23 protein-coding genes are annotated in these 23548 nt (G+C 64.8%); 18 read left to right on the top strand and 5 right to left on the bottom strand.

What is annotated here, in order from left to right; translation table 11 throughout:
* Positions 1-51: 51 nt before the first annotated feature.
* From E1N52_RS15870 to cysM, 5 genes are all read left to right on the top strand, one after another.
* Positions 52-1449 carry a UDP-glucose dehydrogenase family protein gene (locus tag E1N52_RS15870; RefSeq protein ID WP_133183704.1) on the top strand — a complete coding sequence of 466 codons (1398 nt, stop codon included), beginning with the start codon at positions 52-54 and terminating at the stop codon, positions 1447-1449.
* A complete protein-coding gene (gene rfaE1, locus E1N52_RS15865) occupies positions 1421-2425 on the top strand; it encodes a D-glycero-beta-D-manno-heptose-7-phosphate kinase (RefSeq protein WP_133183703.1) in 1005 nt (334 codons plus the stop codon). The genes E1N52_RS15870 and rfaE1 overlap by 29 nt, the downstream gene beginning before the upstream one ends.
* Before the next feature lie 105 nt (positions 2426-2530).
* The gene (gene rfaD, locus E1N52_RS15860) at positions 2531-3523 is read left to right on the top strand and encodes an ADP-glyceromanno-heptose 6-epimerase (RefSeq protein WP_133183702.1); all 993 of its coding nucleotides are present in this window, start codon (positions 2531-2533) and stop codon (positions 3521-3523) included.
* A 73-nt stretch (positions 3524-3596) separates the two neighbouring features.
* A complete protein-coding gene (locus E1N52_RS15855; protein WP_133183701.1) occupies positions 3597-3944 on the top strand; it encodes a ComEA family DNA-binding protein in 348 nt (115 codons plus the stop codon).
* Positions 3945-4193: 249 nt separating this feature from the next.
* Complete coding sequence (gene cysM / locus E1N52_RS15850; protein WP_133183700.1) at positions 4194-5096, top strand: cysteine synthase CysM; 903 nt, start codon at positions 4194-4196, stop codon at positions 5094-5096.
* Positions 5097-5164: 68 nt separating this feature from the next.
* Here cysM and mltB read toward each other — a convergent pair whose 3' ends face one another.
* On the bottom strand, positions 5165-6490 hold the full coding sequence (gene mltB, locus E1N52_RS15845; RefSeq protein ID WP_133183699.1) for a lytic murein transglycosylase B: 1326 nt from the start codon (positions 6488-6490) through the stop codon (positions 5165-5167).
* 272 nt (positions 6491-6762) lie between these two features.
* Here mltB and E1N52_RS15840 point away from each other — a divergent pair, with 272 nt between their 5' ends.
* Positions 6763-7689, top strand: a complete 927-nt coding sequence (locus E1N52_RS15840; RefSeq protein ID WP_133183698.1) for a histone deacetylase family protein — start codon at positions 6763-6765, stop codon at positions 7687-7689.
* Between the two features lie 64 nt (positions 7690-7753).
* On the top strand, positions 7754-8548 hold the full coding sequence (locus E1N52_RS15835; RefSeq protein ID WP_133183697.1) for an enoyl-CoA hydratase: 795 nt from the start codon (positions 7754-7756) through the stop codon (positions 8546-8548).
* A 13-nt stretch (positions 8549-8561) separates the two neighbouring features.
* On the opposite strand, the gene E1N52_RS15830 is transcribed toward E1N52_RS15835, so the two are convergent.
* Positions 8562-9452 (bottom strand): alpha/beta hydrolase, encoded by an 891-nt coding sequence (locus E1N52_RS15830; protein WP_133183696.1) that lies wholly within the window; start codon positions 9450-9452, stop codon positions 8562-8564.
* A gap of 300 nt (positions 9453-9752) precedes the next feature.
* On the opposite strand from E1N52_RS15830, the gene E1N52_RS15825 reads away from it, so the two are divergent.
* The 6 genes from E1N52_RS15825 (at position 9753) to E1N52_RS15800 (ending at position 16113) form a co-directional block, all read left to right on the top strand.
* Positions 9753-10787 carry a methionine ABC transporter ATP-binding protein gene (locus E1N52_RS15825; protein ID WP_133183695.1) on the top strand — a complete coding sequence of 345 codons (1035 nt, stop codon included), beginning with the start codon at positions 9753-9755 and terminating at the stop codon, positions 10785-10787.
* Positions 10777-11430 (top strand): methionine ABC transporter permease, encoded by a 654-nt coding sequence (locus E1N52_RS15820; protein ID WP_069262628.1) that lies wholly within the window; start codon positions 10777-10779, stop codon positions 11428-11430. The genes E1N52_RS15825 and E1N52_RS15820 overlap by 11 nt, the downstream gene beginning before the upstream one ends.
* A gap of 55 nt (positions 11431-11485) precedes the next feature.
* Positions 11486-12283: a MetQ/NlpA family ABC transporter substrate-binding protein gene (locus E1N52_RS15815; protein ID WP_133183694.1), complete on the top strand. Its 798-nt coding sequence runs from the start codon at positions 11486-11488 to the stop codon at positions 12281-12283.
* 210 nt (positions 12284-12493) lie between these two features.
* Positions 12494-13243: an electron transfer flavoprotein subunit beta/FixA family protein gene (locus tag E1N52_RS15810; protein ID WP_133183693.1), complete on the top strand. Its 750-nt coding sequence runs from the start codon at positions 12494-12496 to the stop codon at positions 13241-13243.
* A 14-nt stretch (positions 13244-13257) separates the two neighbouring features.
* The gene (locus tag E1N52_RS15805; protein WP_133183692.1) at positions 13258-14193 is read left to right on the top strand and encodes an electron transfer flavoprotein subunit alpha/FixB family protein; all 936 of its coding nucleotides are present in this window, start codon (positions 13258-13260) and stop codon (positions 14191-14193) included.
* Between the two features lie 132 nt (positions 14194-14325).
* Positions 14326-16113: an acyl-CoA dehydrogenase gene (locus E1N52_RS15800; RefSeq protein WP_133183691.1), complete on the top strand. Its 1788-nt coding sequence runs from the start codon at positions 14326-14328 to the stop codon at positions 16111-16113.
* 81 nt (positions 16114-16194) lie between these two features.
* Here E1N52_RS15800 and E1N52_RS15795 read toward each other — a convergent pair whose 3' ends face one another.
* Positions 16195-17481 (bottom strand): D-amino acid dehydrogenase, encoded by a 1287-nt coding sequence (locus tag E1N52_RS15795; RefSeq protein ID WP_133183690.1) that lies wholly within the window; start codon positions 17479-17481, stop codon positions 16195-16197.
* Positions 17482-17657: 176 nt separating this feature from the next.
* Between E1N52_RS15795 and E1N52_RS15790 the strand changes: the two genes are divergently transcribed.
* Entirely contained in the window at positions 17658-18146 is a 489-nt protein-coding gene (locus E1N52_RS15790; RefSeq protein ID WP_042261052.1) for an Lrp/AsnC ligand binding domain-containing protein, read from the top strand.
* A 113-nt stretch (positions 18147-18259) separates the two neighbouring features.
* Positions 18260-19414, top strand: a complete 1155-nt coding sequence (locus E1N52_RS15785) for a PA0069 family radical SAM protein (protein ID WP_133183688.1) — start codon at positions 18260-18262, stop codon at positions 19412-19414.
* Between the two features lie 28 nt (positions 19415-19442).
* Here E1N52_RS15785 and E1N52_RS15780 read toward each other — a convergent pair whose 3' ends face one another.
* Positions 19443-19916: an NINE protein gene (locus E1N52_RS15780; protein ID WP_133183686.1), complete on the bottom strand. Its 474-nt coding sequence runs from the start codon at positions 19914-19916 to the stop codon at positions 19443-19445.
* A 153-nt stretch (positions 19917-20069) separates the two neighbouring features.
* The gene (locus tag E1N52_RS15775; protein ID WP_425468072.1) at positions 20070-21203 is read right to left on the bottom strand and encodes a PQQ-dependent sugar dehydrogenase; all 1134 of its coding nucleotides are present in this window, start codon (positions 21201-21203) and stop codon (positions 20070-20072) included.
* Positions 21204-21455: 252 nt separating this feature from the next.
* On the opposite strand from E1N52_RS15775, the gene rpsP reads away from it, so the two are divergent.
* The 3 genes from rpsP (at position 21456) to trmD (ending at position 23424) form a co-directional block, all read left to right on the top strand.
* Positions 21456-21719: a 30S ribosomal protein S16 gene (gene rpsP / locus E1N52_RS15770; protein WP_028206744.1), complete on the top strand. Its 264-nt coding sequence runs from the start codon at positions 21456-21458 to the stop codon at positions 21717-21719.
* Positions 21720-21815: 96 nt separating this feature from the next.
* Positions 21816-22589 carry a ribosome maturation factor RimM gene (gene rimM / locus E1N52_RS15765; RefSeq protein WP_133183684.1) on the top strand — a complete coding sequence of 258 codons (774 nt, stop codon included), beginning with the start codon at positions 21816-21818 and terminating at the stop codon, positions 22587-22589.
* A 67-nt stretch (positions 22590-22656) separates the two neighbouring features.
* Positions 22657-23424: a tRNA (guanosine(37)-N1)-methyltransferase TrmD gene (gene trmD, locus E1N52_RS15760; protein ID WP_133183683.1), complete on the top strand. Its 768-nt coding sequence runs from the start codon at positions 22657-22659 to the stop codon at positions 23422-23424.
* Positions 23425-23548: the final 124 nt, after the last annotated feature.

The following is a 23548-nucleotide window of genomic DNA, read 5'->3' as shown; positions in this document are numbered from 1 at the left end:
CCGGCCGCGCCCCCAGTCATTCCAACATTCGCATCTGTCACCGGAGCGCCTATGAAGATCACCATTGTCGGTACCGGCTACGTCGGCCTCGTCACCGGTGCGTGTCTTGCCGAAATCGGCCACGACGTGTTTTGCCTCGATGTCGATCCGCGCAAGATCGACATCCTGAATGGCGGCGGCGTCCCGATTCACGAGCCGGGCCTGCTCGAACTCATCGCGCGCAATCGCGCGGCCGGGCGCATTACCTTTTCCACCGACATCGCGGCGAGCGTCGAGCACGGCGAGGTGCAGTTCATCGCCGTGGGCACGCCGCCCGACGAAGACGGCTCGGCCGATCTCCAGTACGTGCTCGAAGCGGCGCGCAGCATCGGCCGTCACATGAACGGCTTCAAGGTGGTCGTCGACAAGTCGACGGTGCCGGTCGGCACGGCGCAGCGCGTGCACGGCGTGCTGGCCGAAGAACTGGCGAAGCGCGGCCTCTCGCAAAGCGTGGATCACCGCTTCTCGGTCGTCTCGAACCCCGAGTTCCTGAAAGAGGGCGCGGCCGTGGACGACTTCATGCGCCCGGACCGCATCATCATCGGCCTCGACGAGGACGAGAACGGCACCGCCGCGCGCGAGAAGATGAAGCGCCTCTACGCGCCGTTCAACCGCAATCACGAACGCACGATCTACATGGATGTGCGCTCCGCCGAATTCACGAAGTACGCGGCCAACGCCATGCTCGCCACGCGCATCTCGTTCATGAACGAGATGGCGAATCTCGCCGACCGCGTGGGCGCAGACATCGAGTCGGTGCGCCGCGGCATCGGCTCCGATCCGCGTATCGGCTATCACTTTCTCTATGCGGGCTGCGGCTATGGCGGCTCGTGCTTCCCGAAGGACGTGCAGGCGCTGATCCGCACGGCTGCCGAGTCGGGCCAGAACCTGCGCGTGCTCGAAGCCGTCGAGGAAGTCAATCACGGGCAGAAGGAAGTGCTTGTGAAGAAGATCGCCCGGGTGTGCGGCGACGACCTCACCGGCAAGCACTTCGCGGTGTGGGGCCTCGCGTTCAAGCCGAACACCGACGACATGCGCGAAGCGCCGAGCCGCCGTCTGATCGCCGACCTGCTCTCGCGCGGCGCCACGGTGGCGGCGTGGGACCCGGTCGCGGCCGAAGAGGCGCAGCGCGTATTCGCGCTCGATCTCGCGCACGCGCCGGAGCAGCACGAGCGCCTGACGTTCGCGTCGAGCCAGGACGACGCGCTCACGGGCGCCGACGCGCTCGTGATCGTCACCGAATGGACCGCCTTCAAGGCGCCCGATTTCGCGCATTTGAAGAAGGTGCTCAAGGCACCGCGTATCTTCGACGGACGCAATCTCTACGAGCCCGACGCCATGGCGGAGCTCGGCATTGACTATCACTCGATTGGGCGGCCCCATGTCAATCTCGCAAACTCCGCAGCCTGAAGCCGCGCCCGTCGCCGCGCTTGCTGCCACTATCGCGCCCGAAGTGCGCGTCGTGCCGCGCGAGAAGCTCGCCACCTCGCGCGTGCTGGTGGTGGGCGACGTCATGCTCGACCGCTACTGGTTCGGCGACGTCAACCGCATTTCGCCGGAAGCGCCGGTGCCGGTCGTGCACGTGCAGCGCAAGGAAGACCGCCTGGGTGGCGCCGCGAACGTCGCGCGCAACGCGGCGGCGCTCGGCGCGCATGCAGGCCTCCTGTGCGTGGTGGGCCATGACGAACCGGGTGAGCGCATCGTCGAACTGCTCGACGAAAGCAACGTGAACGCGTATCTCGAGCGCGATCCCGCGTTGCCGACCACCATCAAGCTGCGTGTGCTTTCGCGCCAGCAACAGCTTTTGCGCGTGGACTTCGAAAACACGCCCGCGCACGAGATCCTGCTCGCCGGCCTCGCGCGTTTCGACGCGCTGCTGCCGACGCACGATGTGATTCTGCTCTCCGACTACGCGAAGGGCGGCCTCACGCACGTCACGCAGATGATCGCGAAGGCGCGTGCCGCGGGCAAGGCGGTGCTCGTCGACCCCAAGGGCGACGACTGGGAGCGCTATCGCGGCGCGAGCCTCATCACGCCGAACCGCGCGGAGCTGCGCGAAGTGGTGGGCACCTGGAAGTCCGAAGAGGATCTGCACGCGCGCGTGACGAAACTGCGCCGCGAACTGCAGTTCGATGCGCTGCTGCTCACGCGCTCCGAAGAGGGTATGACGCTCTTTTCCGATGACGGCGCGCTGCACGCGGCGGCCGATGCGCGCGAAGTGTATGATGTCTCGGGCGCCGGCGACACGGTGATCGCGACCGTCGCGGTCATGCTGGGCGCGGGCTTGCCGCTCGTCGAAGGCGTTGCGCTCGCGAATCGCGCGGCCGGCATCGTGGTCGGCAAGCTCGGTACGGCCACCGTCGATTACGACGAACTCTTTCAATAACGTTGTGCACGCGAGCGCGCAGCGCTCGCACCCCGGCCGGAATTTCCGCAGCGTTTTTCCGGCGGGGCATCAACCTCGCGTGAACCTCGTCACCGCAGACCTATCATGACCCTCATCGTCACCGGCGCGGCCGGCTTCATCGGCAGCAACATCGTCAAGGCGCTGAACGAACGCGGCGAAGACCGCATCATCGCCGTCGACAATCTCACCCGCGCGGACAAGTTCAGGAATCTCGTCGATTGCGAGATCGACGACTACATCGACAAGACCGAGTTCGTCGAGCGCTTCACGCGCGGCGATTTCGGCGATGTGCGCGCGGTGTTCCACGAAGGCGCCTGTTCGGACACGATGGAAACCGACGGCCGCTACATGATGGACAACAACTTCCGCTATAGCCGCGCCGTGCTCGACGCGTGCCTCGCGCAGCGCGTGCAGTTTCTGTACGCGTCGTCGGCGGCAATTTACGGCGGCTCGACGCGCTTCGTCGAAGAGCGCGACGTGGAAGCGCCGCTGAACGTGTACGGCTATTCGAAGTTCCTGTTCGACCAGGTGATCCGCCGCGTGCTGCCCACGGCGCAAAGCCAGATTGCGGGCTTTCGCTATTTCAACGTGTACGGTCCGCGTGAAACGCACAAGGCGCGCATGGCGTCGGTGGCGTTCCACAACTTCAACCAGTTCCGCGCCGAAGGCCGGGTGAAGTTGTTCGGCGAATACAACGGTTATGCGCCGGGCGAGCAGACGCGCGACTTCGTCTCCGTCGAGGACGTGGTGAAGGTCAACCTGTTCTTCTTCGATCATCCGGAGAAGACGGGCATCTTCAACCTGGGCAGCGGCCGCGCCCAGCCGTTCAACGACATCGCCACGACCGTGGTGAACACGCTGCGCGCGATGGAAGGCAAGCCCGCGCTCTCGCTCGCGGAGCAGGTCAAGGAAGGGCTGATCGAGTACATCCCGTTCCCCGATGCGCTGCGCGGCAAGTATCAGTGCTTCACGCAAGCGGACCAGTCGAAGCTGCGCGCAGCGGGCTACGACGCGCCGTTCCTGACGGTGCAGGAAGGCGTGGATCGTTACGTACGTTGGCTTTCTGGCCAGGTGTAACGCGAAGCCCTGACTTCATAAACTGGACTCTCCTCGCCGGCGATGGTCGCCGGCGTTTTCAGGGAGATCCAGCATGTTCCGAAAAGTCCTTGCGGCGGCCGCGCTTCTGGCCGTATTCAGCCACGCCTTCGCGGCCGTGGACGTCAACACTGCCAACGAAGACGCGCTTCGCGGCATCAAGGGCGTTGGGCCCGCGCGCGCCAAGGCGATTCTCGACGAGCGCAGCACGCACGGCCCGTACAAGGATGCCAGTGACCTCGGCAAGCGCGTAAAGGGCATGGGCGGCCATACCGTCGAACGTTTGCAGGCCGAAGGATTGGCGATCGGCCCCGCGCAGCCCCAGGCGGCGCAGGCGAAGGTTGCGCAGGCAACGCCCGCGAAGGCGGGCGGACCGCAGGCTGCCGTGGCGGTCAAGAAGTAGCAGTCCGCTTGCGCTTGCGTGTTACCCCGCGCGTCGTGCTTCACCGTCGCGCGGTGCAGTCTCCTTCAGGTGTCGCTCAGGTGATGTCGACCCGCGACGTTGACCCGCGGCCCGGGCCGCGGGCTTTTTGCCGCGCATGGAGGCGGGGTCGGCAGCCTGCGTCCATACGAGCGTTATGGGTCCTCTGCGGTCGCTGCCCACGTGGTTTAGAATCAATGGATCACGTCATCGCGCCTCACCGCCATTCCCATGCCCTACAAGACCATTGAAGACACGATCGGCAATACGCCGCTCGTGCAGCTCGTCCGCCTGCCGGACGACGAAATCCGCGCCCGCAACAACGTCGTGCTGGCCAAGCTGGAAGGCAACAACCCGGCTGGGTCGGTGAAGGACCGCCCGGCGCTCTCGATGATCCGTAAAGCCGAAGAACGCGGCCGCATCAAGCCGGGCGACACGCTCATCGAAGCGACGAGCGGCAATACGGGCATCGCGCTCGCCATGGCGGCGGCGATCCGCGGCTACAAGATGGTCCTCATCATGCCGGAGGACCTCTCGGTCGAGCGCCGCCAGAGCATGGCGGCCTACGGCGCCGAAATCATGCTCACGCCGGTCAAGGGCGGCATGGAATATGCGCGCGACCTCGCCGAGCAAATGCAGCGCGACGGCAAGGGCATCATCCTCGACCAGTTCGCCAATCCCGACAATCCGCTTGCGCACTACGAGACCACCGGCCCGGAAATCTGGCGCGACACCGAAGGGCGCATCACGCACTTCGTTTCGTCGATGGGCACGACCGGCACGATCATGGGCACGTCCCAGTTCCTGAAAGAAAAGAATCAGGCGATCGAGATCGTCGGCGCGCAGCCGGAAGAAGGCTCGCGCATTCCGGGCATTCGCAAGTGGCCGGAAGCGTACATGCCGAAAATTTTCGACCGCAGCCGCGTGGATCGCGTGGAGAACGTGAGCCAGGCCGCCGCCGAGAACATGGCGCGCCGTCTTGCGTCGGTCGAAGGCATTTTCGCGGGGATCTCGTCGGGCGGCGCATGTGAGGTGGCGATGCGTCTCGCGCGCCAGCTCGAGAACGCGACGATCGTGTTCATCGTCTGCGATCGTGGCGACCGGTATCTCTCGACGGGTGTGTTCCCCGCCTGATTAAAGCGTGGACATAAAAAAACGGCCTTCGATGTTTCCGAAGGCCGTTTTGCTTTGTGCCGCTGAAGTTAGTCTTGCTGCGCGGGTGGCGTCGTGCCAGTGCCATTCGGGGCGCTGTTCATGCCGTTGCCGTTGCCATTTCCGTTCCCGCCGTTGACGCCGCCATTGCTGCCATTCCCACCATTTCCGTTCGCCGGGCCCACACCCACGCCCGGCTGCGTCGCCAGCATCTGCGCCTTCACGCGCATGCCCAGCTGATACACCGCGAGCGCGTAGAAGAAGCTCCGGTTATAGCGCGTCAGCACATAAAAGTTCTTGAGCCCGAGCTTGTACTCGGTGCCGCGGCCAGGCGAGGGCAGGTCGATCACCGTGACAGGTGTGCTTGCCTCGGCGGCGATATCCACGTCCGGCTGGTCGAGCACGAGGCCTGAGCGCAGCAACTGGCTCAGCGGCCAGCGCGGTTCGGGCTTGCCGTCGGCGGCGGCCTGTGCGATGCCGAGGCTGCCCGCATCGGTGGCGATATTCCACACCACAGGGCGCCCCGATTCCCAGCCGTTCTGCCGCAGATAGTTCGCCACGCTGCCGATCGCGTCGGCCGTGCTCCCGCGCAGGTCGATGTGATTGTTGCCCTCGTAGTCCACCGCGTACTGCACGATGCTGCTCGGCAGGAACTGCGGAATGCCGATCGCGCCCGTGTACGAGCCGAGCACCGACGACGGATCGATCTGCGCGTCGCGCGTCCACACGAGGTAGTCCTCGAGATTCTTGCGGAACGTCGCCATGCGCTCGGCGCGGTTCGGCGTGTTCGGATAATCGAAGGCGAGCGTGGTCAGCGCATCGAGCACGCGGAAGTTGCCCATGTAGCGGCCGTAGATCGTCTCCACACCGATGATGCCGACGATCACCTCGGGCGGCACACCAAACTCTTCCGACGCGCGCTGCAGCGTGGCCTGGTTCGCGCGCCAGAAGCGCACGCCCGCATTGATGCGCACCGGGTCGAGGAAGCGAGCCTGATATGCGCGCCAGTTCTTCACCCCCGGAACCGGCGAGGGCGTGACGAGTTTCACCGCCGTCGCCGAATAATTCGCGCTGGCGAAAAGCGCATGCAGTGCGGTGGGATCGAAGTCGTAGCGCGCCACCATGTCGTTGATGAAGCCGTCGACGTCCGGATTGTTCGCGTAGCGCTGCGGGACGATTTCCTCTTCGAACGTCTGGCCCTGCGTCGGCGTTTGCGGCTGTGCCTGTGCGAGCGTGAGCGGCGTCTGTCGCGATTTCGGCGCGGCAGTTTGCGCGCGCGCCGCGCCGGTGCACAACGACGCCGCGACGCAAAGCGCGAGTGCGAGGGTCGTGCGACGTGGGCTGCTGGAGGCGGACAGAGCGGTCTTGAGGGTCATGAGAGAGAGGGGGGGAGAGCGGTCCAGGAAGAACCCGGGCAGTATAACCGAGCGCCTTGCGGGAATCGGGCCGTTGCGCGCCGGCGTGGCGCGTGAGCACCAGGTCGCTGTGGTAACGTGGTGTCTGTTCGCGCGCCGGCCGGCGCGCCGCCAGACAAACGCAACCAGATTGCATGGGACCAGAGTAAGGCGCTAAAGCGCCAACTCTGGCCGACAGACAGAAGGAGACCCGCGGCCGCGCGCATGCGCGAAGCCCGCGGCGAGTGCGACTCATGACGACCGGTTTCTTCTCTCACCCCGATTTTCTGCTGCATGAGATGGGCGAATGGCATCCTGAATGCCCCGCGCGTCTGCAAGCGATCGAAGACCAGCTGATCTCGAGCCGCATCGACGCGCTGATCGAGCGCGACGAATCCGCGCCGCTCGCGACCGAGGCGGACCTCCTGCGCGTGCATACCCAGGCGCACATCGACTTCATCCGCAACCTGGCGCCCAAGGAAGGCTACGCGAGCATCGACCCCGACACGCTGATGAATCCGCACACGTGGCAGGCGGCGCTGCGTGCGGCGGGCGCGGCGATCGCGGCCACCGACGCGGTGCTCGCCGGGCGCTACGAGAATGCATTCTGCAGCGTGCGCCCGCCCGGCCATCACGCGGAGCCCGCGCGCGCGATGGGCTTTTGTTTCTTCAACAACATCGCGATCGCGGCGCGCCATGCACTCGAAGTCCATGGCCTCCAACGCGTGGCGATCGTCGATTTCGACGTGCATCACGGCAACGGCACCGAGGCGGCGTTCGCGGGCGACTCGCGCGTGCTGATGTGCAGCTTCTTTCAGCATCCGTTCTATCCGTACTCGGGTGCCGAGAATCCGGCGCCGAACATGGTCAATCTGCCGATCGCGGCGCGCACGAAAGGCATGGAAGTGCGCGAGGCCATCGACATCATGTGGCTGCCGCGGCTGCACGAGTTCAAGCCGGAGATGGTGTTCGTCTCGGCGGGCTTCGACGCGCATCGCGAAGACGACCTCGGCAACATGGGGCTCGTGGAGGACGACTTCGCGTGGATCACGGACCAGATTCGCGAGATCGCGGGCCGCTATGCGAAGGGGCGCATCGTGAGCAGCCTCGAAGGCGGCTATAACCTCTCGGCGCTTGGCCGCAGCGTGGTGGCGCATCTGCGCGCGCTGGCGGATATCTAGGCGGCCTGCGCGGCCCTGAGCGCTGGCCCGCATCGCACACATTCGAACGAAGGAGACACGCATCGTGAGTGCCATTCCCTCTTCATCGCCGTCGCTTGTCGATGTCACGCGCGACGCGTATGGCGTGCCGGGCGTCGTGCGCCTCACGCTGAACCGCCCGGATGCGTTCAATGCGCTTTCCGAAGCACTCATCGATGCATTGCAGGGCGAACTCACGGCGTTAGCGAAATCCGACGCGCGCGTGGTCGTGATCGCAGCGGCGGGGCGCGCGTTCTGCGCGGGCCACGATCTCAGGGAAATGCGCGCGGCGCCCTCGCACGAGTACTACGCGAAGCTGTTCGAGCGCTGCTCGAAGATGATGAACGCCATTCAGAAGATGCCGCAGCCCGTCATCGCGCGCGTGCAGGGCGTGGCGACGGCGGCGGGCTGCCAGCTCGTCGCGATGTGCGATCTGGCGGTGGCGGCGGACTCGGCGCGCTTTGCGGTGTCGGGCATCAACCTCGGGCTCTTTTGCTCGACGCCCGCCGTGCCGCTCTCGCGCAACGTCTCGCGCAAGGCGGCCTTCGAGATGCTGATGACGGGCGAGTTCATCGATGCGGACAAGGCGTTGCGCGAAGGCCTCGTGAATCGCGTGGTGCCCGCCGACGAACTCGACGCCGCCGTGACCGCCCTGGCCGCGAGCATCTGTGCGAAGCCGCGCGAGGCGGTCGAGGCAGGCAAGGGCCTCTTCTACCGGCAGCTCGAAATGGGCATCGACGCCGCGTATCAACTGGCCGGGCAGACCATGGCCTGCAACATGATGACCGACCCCGCGCTCGACGGCGTGCAGGCGTTCATCGAGAAACGCGGCGCGAAGTAGCGCGCCTGACCGCTCAGCAGTGCCGGTCGATCCAGTCGATCAGCGCGCCGATCACGCGCTCCCGATCGAGGTCGTTGAGCGTTTCGTGGTAGCTGCCTTCATATAGCGTGAGTGTGCGATCGGGCGATCCCACGTTCGCAGCGAAGGCGCGGCTGCCTTCGGGCTCGGTGAGCTTGTCCTCGGTGCCATGCCAGATCAGCACGGGTAGCCGCAGTTGGGCGCGGCCGGCCTCGATGCGCTTCATCGCTTCCAGCAATTGCGCTCCCGTGCGGGCGGGAATCGCGCCGTGATGCACGAGCGGATCGGCGCGATTGGCTTCGACCACTTCGTGCCTGCGCGCGAGCAGCGCGGCGTCGATCTTCATGGCCGGAAAGGTCGGCCAGATCGCGCTGATCACGCGGCTCGCAGCGATTTTCCACGCGGGCACGTCGCGGCCCGGCGCGAGCGCCGCGCTCGAAAGCAGCAGACCCGCGAGCGGCACGCGCGATTGCGGCAGGCGCTCGACGGCGTAGAGCGCGGAGATTGCTCCGCCCATGCTGTGTCCCATCAGGAAGAGTGGTGTGCCCTGTGTCGCGCATTGCGCGCTCGCATGGGCGAGGAGCGCCTCGGCGTCGTCGAGATATTCGTCGAAGTGAGCGATCCAGGTGCGGCGCCCAGGCGCTTGCCCGTGACCGCGCAGGTCGATTGCGTAGACATCGATGCCCGCGGCGTTCAGCCGCGCGGCGAGCGCCGCATAGCGGCCCGCGTGTTCCGCCAGACCATGAATCAGCGCGATGGCCGCACGCGGCGGCGCGCTCGCGCGCCAGACGTAGAGTGGCAGTTCGACGCCGTCACGCGTACGCAGCGTCGCTAGCTTGGCGGGTTCGGCGGCTTGCGCCATGGCGATGTTCTGACTGGTCTCCATCTCGCTCCCTGTTTGGGCTTTACGCGGTGGTGGGTGGCGGGTCGTTTTCGGTATCAGCCTGTCGGCAGCAGTGTAGCGGCCGCGCGGGCGGCCACGCGCTGCCAGAACCCTCTAATGCAAATGAGTTATGAAAATATCGAAATTGATTATTAAAAGGAATTTTGCGTGCCAGGGTAAAATAGTGCGCTAAATCCAGTCCATCAAACGGCGGCTGTCTGCCGGCGCGACGCGTTTTCCGCTACTGAAAAGAGCGGCCTGCGCGAGCGGCGCGCGGCACACCCGCCGTTTTGCTTTTCTTCCATGATCGAAATTCGAAACGTTTCCCAGCGCTTCGCCGGCCCGCAAGGCTGGATCGAGGCGCTGCACAACGTCAATCTGACGATTCCGCCGGGCGAAGTGTTCGGCATCATCGGGCGCAGCGGCGCAGGCAAGAGCACGCTCGTGCGCACCATCAACCTGCTCACGCGGCCCACCGAAGGCGACATCGTCGTCAATGGGCGCACGCTGACGTCGCTCTCGTCGGCCCAACTGCGCGAAGCGCGCCGCGAGATCGGCATGATCTTCCAGCACTTCAACCTGCTGTCGTCGCGCACCGTGTTCGACAACGTCGCGCTGCCGCTCGAACTGGCCGGCGTGAAGCGCGCCGAAATCGAAGCGACGGTGCTGCCGCTGCTCGAACTCGTCGGCCTCTCCGCGCAGAAAGACCGCTATCCCTCGCAGATCAGCGGCGGCCAGAAGCAGCGCGTGGGTATTGCGCGCGCGCTCGCGAGCAAGCCGAAGGTGCTGCTTTCGGATGAGGCGACCTCGGCGCTCGACCCCGAAACCACGCGCGCGATTCTCGACCTGCTGCGCAAGATCAATCGCGAACTGAACCTGACCATCGTGATGATCACGCACCAGATGGAAGTGATCAAACAGGTCTGCGACCGCGTGGCCGTGCTCGATGCGGGCCGCGTGGTGGAAAGCGGCCCCGTGATCGACGTGTTCCTGCAGCCGCGCCACGAAGTCACGCGCGCGCTGCTCGGCGATGTGATCGCCCAGGAGCTGCCGCCCGCGCTCAAGGCGCGCGTGGCCGAGCATCTCGCGAAGGGCAGCGGCCACTTGCTGCGCCTCGCGTTCAAGGGCACGGGCGTCGACCAGCCGGTTCTTTCGGAGACGATTCGCCGCTTCGAACTCGATTTCAACATCCTGCACGGCCAGATCGACGAGATCCAGGGGCAGGCGTTCGGCTCGCTCGCGGTGCTCGCGGGCGGCGATCCGGTGAAGGTGGCGCAGGCCATGGCGTGGCTGCGCGAACAAGGTGTCGTGGTGGAGGAACTGTCCCATGTGGAGTGAAATGTTCGACATGTTCGTCCAGTCGTTCTGGGAGACGCTCGTCATGGTGGGCATCTCGGGACTCGTGGGCGCGGCCATCGGCCTGCCGCTCGGCGTGCTGCTCTATCTCACCGATCGCAACGGCGTGCTGCAGAACATCGCCGCGAATCGCGTGATGGGGGTGATCGTCAATGCCGTGCGCTCCACGCCGTTCATCATTCTGCTCGTTGCCGTGATTCCGTTCACGCGCCTCGTGGTCGGCTCGTCGATCGGCACGGCGGCAGCCGTCGTGCCGCTCACCATTGCCGCTGCACCGTTCATCGCGCGGCTCGTCGAAACGGCGCTGCGCGAAGTCGATCGCGGCCTGATCGAAGCCGCCCAGGCCATGGGCGCGAGCACGAGCCAGATCGTCTTCAAGGTGCTGCTGCCCGAGTCGCTGCCGGGCGTCGTGGCGGGGCTCACCATCACGTTCATCTCGCTCGTCGGCTATTCGGCGATGGCTGGCGCCATCGGCGGCGGCGGTCTTGGCGACCTCGGCATCCGCTACGGCTATCAGCGCTTCGAACCCGAAGTCATGCTGATCGTGGTCGTGATCCTGATCGTGTTCGTGCAACTCGTGCAGTCGTTCGGCGACTGGCTCGTGCGGCGCCTGAGCCATAAATAAGCCTTAAAACAAGCGGTTTCTCGATCAACATAACTACACAAGACAAAGGTTTGGTATGCAACGTCGTTTCATGATCCGGCTCGCGGCGGCGCTTGGCGCGGCTTCGCTCATCGCACCGCTTGCTGCGCACGCGGACGAAACCATCAAGGTGGGCGTAACGGGCGGCCCGCACGAGCAGGTGATGGAAGTCGTGAAGAGCGTGGCCGCGAAGAGCGGCCTGAACATCAAGATCATCGAGTTCTCCGACTACGTGCAGCCGAATGCGGCGCTCGCGGGCGGCGACCTCGACGCCAACAGCTACCAGCACGCGCCGTATCTCGACGCGCAGGTGAAGGATCGCGGCTACAAGCTGATCAAGATCGCCGACACCGTTACGTTCCCGATGGGCATCTACTCGAAGAAGATCAAATCGCTCTCCGAACTGAAGCCGGGCGCTCGCATCGCGGTGCCGAATGATCCGACGAATGGCGGCCGTGCGTTGCTGCTGCTTCAGAGCCAGGGTCTCATCAAGTTGCGCGCCGACGCAGGTTTGAAGGCGACGCCGCTCGACGTCGTGGAAAACCCCAGGAAGCTGAAGATCGTCGAACTGGACGCCGCGCAGATTCCGCGTTCGCTCGACGACGTGGACGCCGCCGCGATCAACACGAACTTCGCCATGCAAGCGGGCCTGAAGCCGAAACAGGACGCGATCGCAATCGAAGACCCGAAGGGGCCGTACGTGAATATCCTCGCGATCCGCGAGGCCGACCGCAACAAGCCCTGGGTGGCAAAACTGGTCGCCGCGTACCACTCGCCGGAAGTGAAGCACTACGTCGAAACGACGTTCGGCGGGGCGGTCATCACCTCCTGGTAGAACCCTCCGGGCCGTGAAATTAGAGATATTTTTCGGCGCCCGGGCTTGATGCCCGGGTTTTTTCCACCGTAAAATCGCACGATCGTTCGCTACTGACGACCGGGGTGCGGCAGCGGTGGTTCGTGAAAATTGCTGGTGGCAGATCGGCCCGACAGGGCTATCGCTATAATGTCCGCCAGGTTGACGTATTCGTAACTTCGGAGCATGTGAATGAAAGTCCTTGTGCCAGTCAAACGCGTAGTCGATTACAACGTGAAGGTTCGTGTGAAGTCGGATGGCACGGGCGTCGACATCGCCAACGTGAAGATGTCGATGAACCCGTTCGACGAGATCGCCGTGGAAGAGGCGGTGCGTCTGAAGGAAGCGGGCGTGGCGACGGAAGTCATCGCCGTTTCGGCGGGCGTGACGCAAGCGCAGGAAACGCTGCGCACGGCGCTGGCCATCGGCGCGGATCGCGCGATCCTCATCGAGTCGAATGAAGACCTCCAGCCGCTGGCTGTGGCGAAGCTCCTGAAGGCGCTGGTCGACAAGGAACAGCCGCAACTGGTCATCCTCGGCAAGCAGGCTATCGACGACGATTCGAACCAGACCGGCCAGATGCTCGCCGCGCTGGCGAACCTGCCGCAGGCTACGTTTGCCTCGAAGGTGGTCGTTGCCGACGGCAAGGCGACCGTGTCGCGCGAAGTGGACGGCGGTGCTGAAACGCTGTCGCTGACGCTGCCCGCAGTCGTTACGACGGATCTGCGCCTGAACGAGCCGCGCTACGTCACGCTGCCGAACATCATGAAGGCGAAGAAGAAGCCGCTGGAAACCGTCAAGCCGGAAGACCTGGGCGTCGACGTCACGCCGCGTCTGAAGACGCTGAAGGTTGCCGAGCCGCCCAAGCGCAGCGCAGGCGTGAAGGTGCCGGACGTGAAGACGCTGGTCGAGAAGCTGAAGACGGAAGCCAAGGTGCTGTAAGGAGCGAGACGAAAATGACGAATCTGGTTATTGCTGAACACGACAATCACTCGATCAAGGCCGCGACGCTGAACACGGTCGCCGCAGCACAGAAAATTGGTGGCGACGTGCACGTGCTGGTCGCGGGCCACAATGCACAAGCTGCTGCCGACGCAGCCGCGAAGATCGCAGGCGTTGCAAAGGTGCTGCTGGCCGATGCGCCGCAACTCGAGCAGGGTCTCGCCGAGAACGTCGAAGCGACGGTCCTCGCCATCGCCAAGAACTACACGCACATCCTGGCGCCGGCAACGGCAGCGGGCAAGAACGTCACGCCGCGTATCGCCGCGAAGCTCGACGTCGCGCAGATCAGCGACATCACCGCCGTGGATTCGCCGGACACGTTCGAGCGTCCGATCTACGCGGGCAACGCCATCGCGATCGTTCAATCGATCGATCCGATCAAGGTCATCACTGTCCGTACGACGGGATTCGACCCGGTCGCAGCCGAAGGCGGCAGCGCAGCAGTCGAGAAGATCGAAGCCGCGGCAGACAGCGGCCTCACGCAGTTCATCGGCCGTGAAGTCACGAAGCTCGACCGTCCGGAACTCACGAGCGCGAAGATCATCGTCTCGGGCGGCCGGGGTCTGGGCAGCGGCGAGAACTACACGAAGGTTCTCGAACCTCTCGCGGACAAGCTCAACGCCGCGCTCGGCGCATCGCGCGCAGCCGTCGATGCTGGCTACGTGCCGAACGACTACCAGGTCGGTCAAACCGGCAAGATCGTCGCGCCGCAACTGTATGTGGCGGTCGGCATCTCGGGTGCGATCCAGCATCTGGCCGGCATGAAGGACTCGAAGGTCATTGTCGCGATCAACAAGGACGAAGAAGCACCGATCTTCAGCGTGGCCGATTACGGCCTCGTGGGCGACCTGTTCACGGTCGTGCCGGAACTCGTGAAGGAACTCGGCTGAATCCGGCCGGTGTAACTAGCGACGAGCGCCGCGTATCATGATTGAACGCGTGGCGTGAGACGAAGCAACAAAGGGGCGCAGCAGCGCCCCTTTGTCATTTGAGGAACCGCATACCGACAGGAGGAGACAGAAATGTACCAGGCGCCCACGAGCGACATGCTGTTCGTCATGAAGGAACTGGCCGGCCTCGAAGAAATCGCGAAGTTGCCGGGCGGCGAAGACGCCACGCCCGAAACGGTCGAAGCGGTGTTGCACGAAGCCGCGAAGCTATGCGGCGAAGTGCTCGAGCCGCTGAACGCCGAAGGAGACCGCAATCCGAGCCGTTGGGAAAGCGGCAACGTGCACGCCACGCCCGGTTTCAAGGCGGCATTCCGGCAATACGTGGAAGGCGGATGGCAAGGCGTGCAGCATCCTCAGGAATACGAAGGACAAGGTTTGCCGAAGCTCGTTGGCACGCCATGCGTGGAAATGCTCAACGCGGCGAATCTTTCGTTCGCACTGTGTCCGCTGCTGACCGACGGCGCCATCGAAGCGCTCCTTACCGCTGGCAGCGAAGCGCAAAAGCAGCGCTTCGTGCCGAAGCTCATCTCCGGCGACTGGACCGGCACGATGAACCTCACCGAGCCGCAGGCGGGCTCCGATCTCGCCGCCGTGCGCACGCGCGCCGAGCCGCAAGGTGACGGCACGTACAAGGTGTTCGGCACGAAGATCTTCATCACGTGGGGCGAGCACGACATGGCGGAGAACATCGTCCATCTCGTGCTCGCGCGCACGCCCACGGCGCCCGAAGGCGTGAAGGGCATCTCGCTCTTCATCGTGCCGAAATTTCTCGTGAACGACGATGGCACGCTGGGCGCGCGAAACGACGTGCACTGCGTGTCGATCGAACACAAGCTCGGCATCAAGGCGAGCCCGACCGCCGTGCTGCAGTTCGGCGACCACGGCGGCGCGATTGGCCAGTTGATCGGCGAAGAGAATCGCGGCCTCGAATACATGTTCATCATGATGAACGCGGCGCGTTTTGCGGTGGGCATGCAGGGCGTGGCCGTCTCCGACCGCGCGTACCAGAAGGCACTCGCCTACGCGAAGGAGCGCGTGCAGAGCCGCCCGGTAGATGGTTCCGCGAAAGCGGCCGTGAGCATCATCCATCACCCCGACGTGCGCCGCATGCTCGCCACGATGCGTGCGCTCACCGAAGCCGCGCGTGCGCTCGCTTATGTGGCGGCAGGCGAGAGCGACCGCGCGCACGGCGACCCCGACGAGGCGGCCCGTGCGCGGCATCAGGCGCGCTACGAGTACCTCGTGCCGATCGTGAAGGGCTGGAGCACCGAACTGGCGCTGGAAGTGACGAGCCTCGGCGTGCAGGTGCATGGCGGAATGGGCTTCATCGAGGAAACGGGCGCGGCGCAGTTCTACCGCGATGCGCGCATCCTGCCGATCTACGAGGGCACGACGGCGATCCAGGCGAACGATCTCATCGGGCGCAAGACGCTGCGCGACGGCGGCGCGGCGGCAAAGGCGCTGCTTGCCGATATCGCGCAGACCGTCGACGCCTTGGCCGCACAACAAGGCGCGGCGTTCGAGTCGATGCGCAAGCATCTCGCGCTCGGCAAGGATGCGTTGGCGTCGGCCGTGGACTTCGTGCTCGCGAAGGCGAAAAGCGATCCGAACGCGGTGTTCGCGGGCAGCGTGCCGTATCTGAAGCTCGCGGGCATCGTGCTGGGCGGCTGGCAGATGGCGCGCGCCATGCTCGCCTCGCAGCGTCTCATGCAGGCGGACCCAAAGTTTCATGGCGCGAAGATCGCCACGGCGCAGTTCTTCGCGCAACATGTCTTGCCGCAGGCGGTGGCGCTCGAAGCGGCGATCGTCAGCGCAAACGGCAGCGAGGGCGTGCTGGCGCTGGCGGAGGATCAGTTCTGACGCAGCCGCGCGCTACTCAAAGCGAAAAATGAAACACGGCGCCCTGGAGGCGCCGTGTTCGTTCAAGCCACGTGAATTGCTTCAGGCATAAGCCGGGCGATGCGAGCCTTGCGTGTCGCCGAGATAGCGGTGCACCGAAAGATCGTCGGCGCGGATGGCGGGCTGCTTGCCCGAGATCAGATCGGCGAGCAACTGGCCCGAGCCGCACGACATCGTCCAGCCGAGCGTGCCGTGACCCGTGTTCAGGAACAGGTTCGAGATCGGCGTGCGGCCGACAACCGGCGTGCCGTCCGGCGTCATCGGACGCAGGCCCGTCCAGAAGGTGGCCTTCGTCGTGTCGCCGCCGCCCGGGAACAGATCGTTGACGCACATTTCGAGCGTTTCGCGGCGGGCTTGCTTGAGCGTCTTGTCGAAGCCGACGATCTCGGCCATGCCGCCCACGCGGATGCGGTCGTCAAAACGCGTGATCGCGATCTTGTAGGTTTCGTCGAGCACGGTCGAAACCGGCGCGGCGCTCGCATTCACGATCGGCGCCGTGATCGAATAGCCCTTGAGCGGATAGACCGGAATCTTGATGAGACCCGCGAGCATCTTCGTCGAGAAGGAGCCGAGTGCGACCACGAACGAATCGGCGCGCACCAGCTCGCTGCCGCATTGCACGCCCGCGATACGGTCGCCCTGCATGGCGAGACCGTCGATCGGCGTGTTGTAGCGGAATTTCACACCCAGTTGTTCGGCCATGGCGGCGAGGCGCGTGGTGAACATCTGGCAGTCGCCGGTTTCGTCGCCGGGCAGACGCAGGCCGCCCGTGAGCTTGCCCGACACCGCCGCAAGTGCGGGTTCGGCGCGGCCGAGTTCGGCCGCGGTGAGCAGTTCGTACGGAACGTTCGCGTCTTCGAGCACGGCGATGTCCTTCGCCGCGCCGTCGAACTGCTGCTGCGTGCGGAACACCTGGAGCGTGCCGCCCGTGCGGCCTTCATACTGAATGCCCGTATCGGCGCGCAACGCCTGCAGGCAGTCGCGGCTGTATTCCGCGAGACGCACCATGCGGCCTTTGTTGAGCGCGTAGCGTTCGGCCGTGCAGTTCTGCAGCATCTGCCACATCCACTGCAGCTGGAACTTCGTGCCGTCCAGACGAATGGCGAGCGGCGCGTGCTTCTCGAACATCCATTTGATCGCCTTGAGCGGGACGCCCGGCGCGGCCCACGGTGCGGCATAGCCCGGCGAGATCTGGCCGGCATTGGCGAAACTGGTTTCGAGTGCGGGACCGGCCTCGCGGTCGATCACCGTGACTTCGTGGCCCGCGCGGGCGAGATACCAGGCGCTGGCCACACCGACCACACCACTGCCCAACACGACGACTCGCATAGCTGCTCCATATAGATTCGTTGAGCTACGCCGCGTTGCCGGGTCCCCGGAAGCCGTGTTTTGGCACCGATAGGGAAGAAGGCATGAAAATTCGGGTGTAGCCAGTATTTGTAGCTATGCTATTGTTGTGCGTCTAGGTTTTGTTATCGTATTTTTCAGATTTTCGGGAAGAAATCATGAGAACGCAGCGCCAACCGGTCCGCGCGCTCGACCGGCTCGATCACCGCATCCTGAAACTGCTTCAGGAAGACGGTCGCATGGCCATGAAGGACCTCGCGGAGCAGGTCGGGCTGTCGGTCACGCCGTGCATCGAGCGCGTGAAGCGCATGGAGCGCGACGGCGTGATCACCGGCTACTTCGCGCGCGTGAATCCCTCGGTGCTGGGCGCGGCGCTGCTCGTGTTCGTGGAGATCACGCTCGACCACAAGAGCGGCAACATGTTCGACCAGTTCCGCCGCGAGGTGCAGAAGATTCCCGAGGTGCTCGAATGCCATCTCGTCTCGGGTGACTTCGACTATCTCATCAAGGCGCGCATCGGCGAGATGGCCGACTACCGCAAGCTGCTCGGCGACATCCTGCTGCAACTGCCGGGCGCCGTGCAGTCGAAGAGCTACGTGGTGATGGAAGAGATCAAGGAGACGCTGACCATCGCCGTGGGGGAATGAACGGGTAACGGCGGCGGCTGAAAGCGCCCCCTTTTTTAGGACTCGACAACGCGGATCGATACTGTATATTTATACAGTATCGATCCGCGTTTTCATGTCCATTTTCTCTAGCCGTGACCGACTCCCATCATCCCGATCCCGACGCCTGGTATCCCGTTGCGCCGCCCACGGTGCGCAAGGGGCGCGGCGCGGTCACGAACCTGCAAGGGCGCTACGAAGTCGACCAGCGCGAAGCGTTCGACGACGGCTGGCAGCAGACGGGTGTCGGCGGGGAGGGCGATGGCGAAGGCGATGAAACGGGCGAGCCCAAGCTGCGCACCGAAGTCTTCGAAGAGCGCGCGAAAAGCATCCTCACGCGCAACCAGTCGCCGGACATTCCGTTCAACGTCTCGCTTAATCCTTACCGGGGCTGCGAGCATGGCTGCATCTATTGCTTCGCGCGGCCCACGCACAGCTATCTCGGTCTCTCGCCGGGCCTCGATTTCGAGAGCCGCATCTACGCGAAGGTCAATGCAGCGGAGTTGCTCGCGCGGGAAATCGCCAAGCCGTCGTACGAGCCCGAGCCGATTGCTCTGGGCGTCAACACCGACGCCTGGCAACCGGTGGAGCGCGACATGCGCATCACACGCCGAGTCGTCGAAGTGCTGGCCGAGCGGCAGCATCCGTTCGCGGCCATCACGAAATCCTCGTTGATCGAGCGCGATCTCGACCTCCTCGCGCCGATGGCCGAGCGCAAGCAGTTCATGGCGGCGATCACGATCACCACGCTCGACGCCGATATCGCCCGCACGCTCGAACCGCGTGCGGCGACACCCGCGCGGCGACTGCGCACCATCCGCACGCTAGCCGAAGCCGGCGTGCCGGTAGGCGTGAGCATCGCACCCGTGATTCCGTTCGTGACCGAGCCCGACATGGAGCGCGTGCTCGAAGCCTGTGCCGAGGCCGGTGCGACAAGCGCGAGTTACATCGTACTGCGCCTGCCGTGGGAGGTCGCGCCGCTCTTTCAGGACTGGCTGGCGGCGCACTTCCCGCAGCGCGCGGATCGCGTGATGAGCCGCGTGCGCGACATGCGTGGCGGCAAGGATTACGAGTCGGCGTTTTCGCAGCGCATGAAGGGCACGGGGCTGTGGGCCGACCTGCTCAAGCAGCGCTTTCACAATGCAGTGAAGCGCCTCGGGCTCAACGAGCGGCGCCACGGTATCCTGGACATGTCGGCGTTCGTGCAGTCGAAGACCGTGCGCGAGAAGCCGCAGCTCGACCTGTTCTGAGCCGTTACCGCGCGATTTACGGCGCGATTTACTGCGAGAGCGCCTTCGCGGCTTCGACCTGCGACTCGAAATACGTTTGAAACGAGAGCGCGAGTCCTGTCATCAGCAGGAACGCGCCAATCAGCAGCGAGAAGATCACGATGAAGATCACCGTCCAGCCCGAGCGGCTCGTGCGGCCTTTCTCGACAAACGCGGCGTTGAACTGCGCGTCCCATTTGGCGTCGGGGCGCAGCCCGTAGACGATCGCCGCCAGAAACGCCGAGATGACGGAGACCGCGCCGATCACGGCGAGCACCCAACCAGGAATCGAGGAGCGTTCGGTTGCGACGAGCAGCATCACGCCTGGAATGCCGATGAGCGTGCCGAGCAGATGCGCCCAGCCCCACACGTCGCGCGGGCCGTACAGATAGAAGCGGTGTGCGCCGAGGCTGCCAAACAGGAAGGCGAGGGCGGCGGTGAGCGTCTTGGAGCGAAAGCGTGCGGGGTTCTTGTCGTTGGGCATGGGCTCGGGCGAAGCGTGGACGTTCGGCCGTCATGGGCGCATCACGTCGAACGCACACGGGCCGCCGGGCATTGTATGCCGCACGCCGGGCTTGCAGCACAAGCGCACGCTTATGCCCGGCACCATGGCTGCATCTTTAACGTGGCAGTCGCGTCACGGTTTGGCGTAGGTCACGCGATAAATCGCGCCCGCATAGTCGTCGCTGATGAGGAGCGATCCGTCGGGCAGCGGCAGCACGTCGGCGGGGCGGCCCCATTGGGTTTCGTCGGAGTTGAGCCAACCCTGCGCGAACACGTCCTGGCGTGCGTTCGTGCCGTCGGGGTTGGCGCTCACGCGCACCACGCGATAGCCGACCTTTTTGCTGCGGTTCCACGAACCGTGCTCGGCGATGAAAATGCTGTTCTTATAATCGGCCGGGAACATCGGGCCGGTATAGAAGCGCATGCCAAGCGACGCCACGTGCGCGCCGAGTTTGAGGACCGGCGGCGTGAAGCCGCTGCACGGATGGCCTGCGCCGAACTCGGGGTCGGCGACATTGCCGCCGTGACAATACGGAAAGCCGAAGTCCTCGCCCACATGCGCGAGGCGGTTGAGCTTGTCGTCGGGGATGTCGTCGCCGAGCATGTCCCGGCCGTTGTCGGTGAACCAGAGTTCGTGCGTCTGCGGATGCCACGCGAAACCGACCGTGTTGCGCACGCCGCGAGCGATGGTCTCGTAGTGCGAGCCGTCGGGGTCCATGCGGCCGATCATCGCGAAATGCACGCGCTGCGGGTCGCTTGCCGGCAGGCAGACGTTGCACGGCGCGCCTTGCGGTACATAGAGCTTGCCGTCGGGGCCGAAGGCGATGAACTTCCAGCCGTGGTGGCGCTCGGTGGGCAGCGAATCCGTGACGACGACGGCTTTGGGCGGATCGTCGAGATGACGGTCGATGTCGTCGAGCCGCACGATCGACGAAACCGCCGAGACGTACAATGCGCCGTTGCGCCAGGCCACGCCCACCGGCATCGTCAGTCCCGAGGCCACGATATGGCGCTTGATGGCCCGGCCGTCCTTGAGTTCGAGCGCGTAGACGTCACCGCCCATACTCCCCACATATAGGGTGCCGTTTTCCGACAGCGTCATTTCGCGCGCACCGGGCAAGTCGGCGGACAGCACCTCGATGTGGAAGCCCGGCGGCAGCTTGATGCGGTCGATGGGAAGCGCCGCTTGAGCGAACGGCGCCGCGAGCAGGGCGGCGGCAAAGGCGAGCCACGCCGCTGCGAAGCGTCGGGCCGACTCGCGAGACACCGGAAAAAAGGAGCTGCCACCCACGCCGCCGCCACAAACGCGACGCAGCCATTGCACGAGTCGTCCGAAAGTCGCCACAATTCGCTCCAGGGCCCGCCCATCGTGGGCATGGGCCGCAATTTGACCGCCGTGTCCTGCTGCTTTCACCGCGCCCGAGCGCAAATTCCCGTTAAGTGTTTGTTATGCCTCCGGTTTCGGGCTATAATCGCATGTTTCAGTAGTCCCGAACCCCCGGTTTTCAAGGATTTTAGTATGGTCATCATCCGTCTGGCACGCGGCGGCTCGAAGAAGCGCCCGTTCTACAACATCGTCGCAACCGACTCGCGCAACCGTCGCGACGGCCGTTTCATCGAGCGCGTGGGCTTCTACAACCCGGTCGCCACCAAGGGTGAAACGCTGCGTATCGCTCAAGATCGCGTGACGTACTGGAAGGAAAACGGCGCGCAAATGTCGCCGGCCGTCGAGCGCCTCGTGAAGGAAGCGCAAAAGACCGCCGCCGCTGCGCCGGCTGCTTAAGTCTTTAAGCGTCTTTTCAGTTGTTGCCTGTGTTTTACCCGCGTACGCGCTGCATGAGTTGCGTATGCGATTTCAAGCTGGTCGCAAGGGGTGCCGATGTCCGCGCATGACGCTAAATCTGCCGTAAAGGCGAACGACGCGTCGGAAAGCGGGGCGCCCGAAGTTGCAACAAGCGCTGCGACCAGCGGCGCCGGCAAGGCTGCGGCCCGCGGCGCGCCGTCGTTCGGCGCGTTCGTGCGCAAGCCTGCACGCGAGAGCGCCGCGAAAGCTGCGCCCGCGACCGGGACAACCGGGAGCCTGCGCGCCGAAACCGAAGCGAGTTGGCCTGCCGACGCCGTTGAAGTCGGCGCCGTGATCGACGCCTATGGCCTCAAGGGCTGGCTGAAGATCGCGCCGCACGCGCAGGATAGCCAGGCGCTGCTTTCCGCTAAACGCTGGTGGCTCCTCAAGGGCCGCGAGGGTCAGGCGCATCGCGAGCGTCATTCCGCGGTGCGCGTGAGCGCCAAGGTTCATGGTGACAGCGTCGTTGGCCAGCTTTCAGGGCTGGACGACCGCGATGCCGCGCTGCTGTTGCGCGGCGCGCGCGTGTACGTGAGCCGGGCCGAATTCCCGGCGCCCGCAGCCGATGAATATTACTGGGTCGACCTGATCGGCCTCGACGTCGCTAACGAAGCGGGTGTCGAGCTCGGCAAGGTCGCCGACCTGATCGACAATGGCGCGCAATCGGTGTTGCGTGTCACGTATGCGTCCACGGACAAGGATGGCAAGCCGGTCACCGGCGAGCGCCTGATCCCGTTTGTAGGCGTGTTCGTGAAGTCGGTGGACCTGGCGGCGAAGCGTATCGTCGTCGACTGGGAAGCCGACTACTAAGCACCGCGGCAACGCTGTGGCAACCTCGCCGCGCGCCTTGATTCAATTTCGCTGAACGGAGAGAGCGATGCAGTTCGATGTCGTCACGCTCTTTCCCGAGATGTTCCGCGCGCTGACCGACTGGGGCATTACCAGCCGGGCGGCGAAGCAGCAGCGTTACACGTTGCGCACGTGGAATCCGCGTGATTTCACGACCGACAACTACCGTACGATCGACGACCGCCCTTACGGCGGCGGCCCCGGCATGGTCATGCTGGCCAAGCCGCTCGAAGCGGCGATCGACGCGGCGAAGGCCGCGCAGGCGCAAGCCGGCGTGAGCGCTCCGCGGGTGCTGCTGATGTCGCCGCAAGGCAAGCCGCTCACGCACGAACGCGTCATGCAGTTCGCGCAGGAGCCGGGTCTCGTGATGTTGTGCGGCCGCTATGAAGCGATCGACCAGCGTCTCGTCGACCGCTGCGTGGACGAAGAAGTGAGCCTCGGCGACTTCGTGCTCTCGGGGGGCGAATTGCCCGCGATGGCCTTGATGGACGCCGTGGTGCGCAATCTGCCGGGCGTGCTTGGCGATGCGCTTTCGGCGGTGCAGGACAGCTTCGTCGACGGTTTGCTCGACTGCCCGCATTACACGCGCCCCGAGGAATACGACGGCGTGCGCGTGCCCGATGTGCTGCTTGGCGGCCATCATGCGGAAATCGAGCAATGGCGTCGCCGCGAGGCGTTGCGCAACACGTGGAACAAGCGGCCCGATCTGATCGCGCGGGCCAGAAAGAACAAGATGTTGAGCCGGGCCGACGAGGCGTGGCTCGCTAGTCTCGCGAAGGGCTCGAACGAAGCGTAAGGCTTCGGGCGTGCGCGACAAGGGGCGCAAAAGGCGGTGCCGCTTCATGCGTGAACGGCGCCAGTTGTGAATCCATCCTCTATCGGGGCCGTAGTGCAGCCAACCCTGCACAGGTACGAACGCC

The organism is Paraburkholderia guartelaensis (genome assembly GCF_004353905.1).
Taxonomy (GTDB): Bacteria; Pseudomonadota; Gammaproteobacteria; order Burkholderiales; family Burkholderiaceae; genus Paraburkholderia; species Paraburkholderia guartelaensis.
The sequence above is the reverse complement of the archived record's forward strand: the minus strand, read 5'-3'. Positions and strand labels throughout refer to the sequence as shown.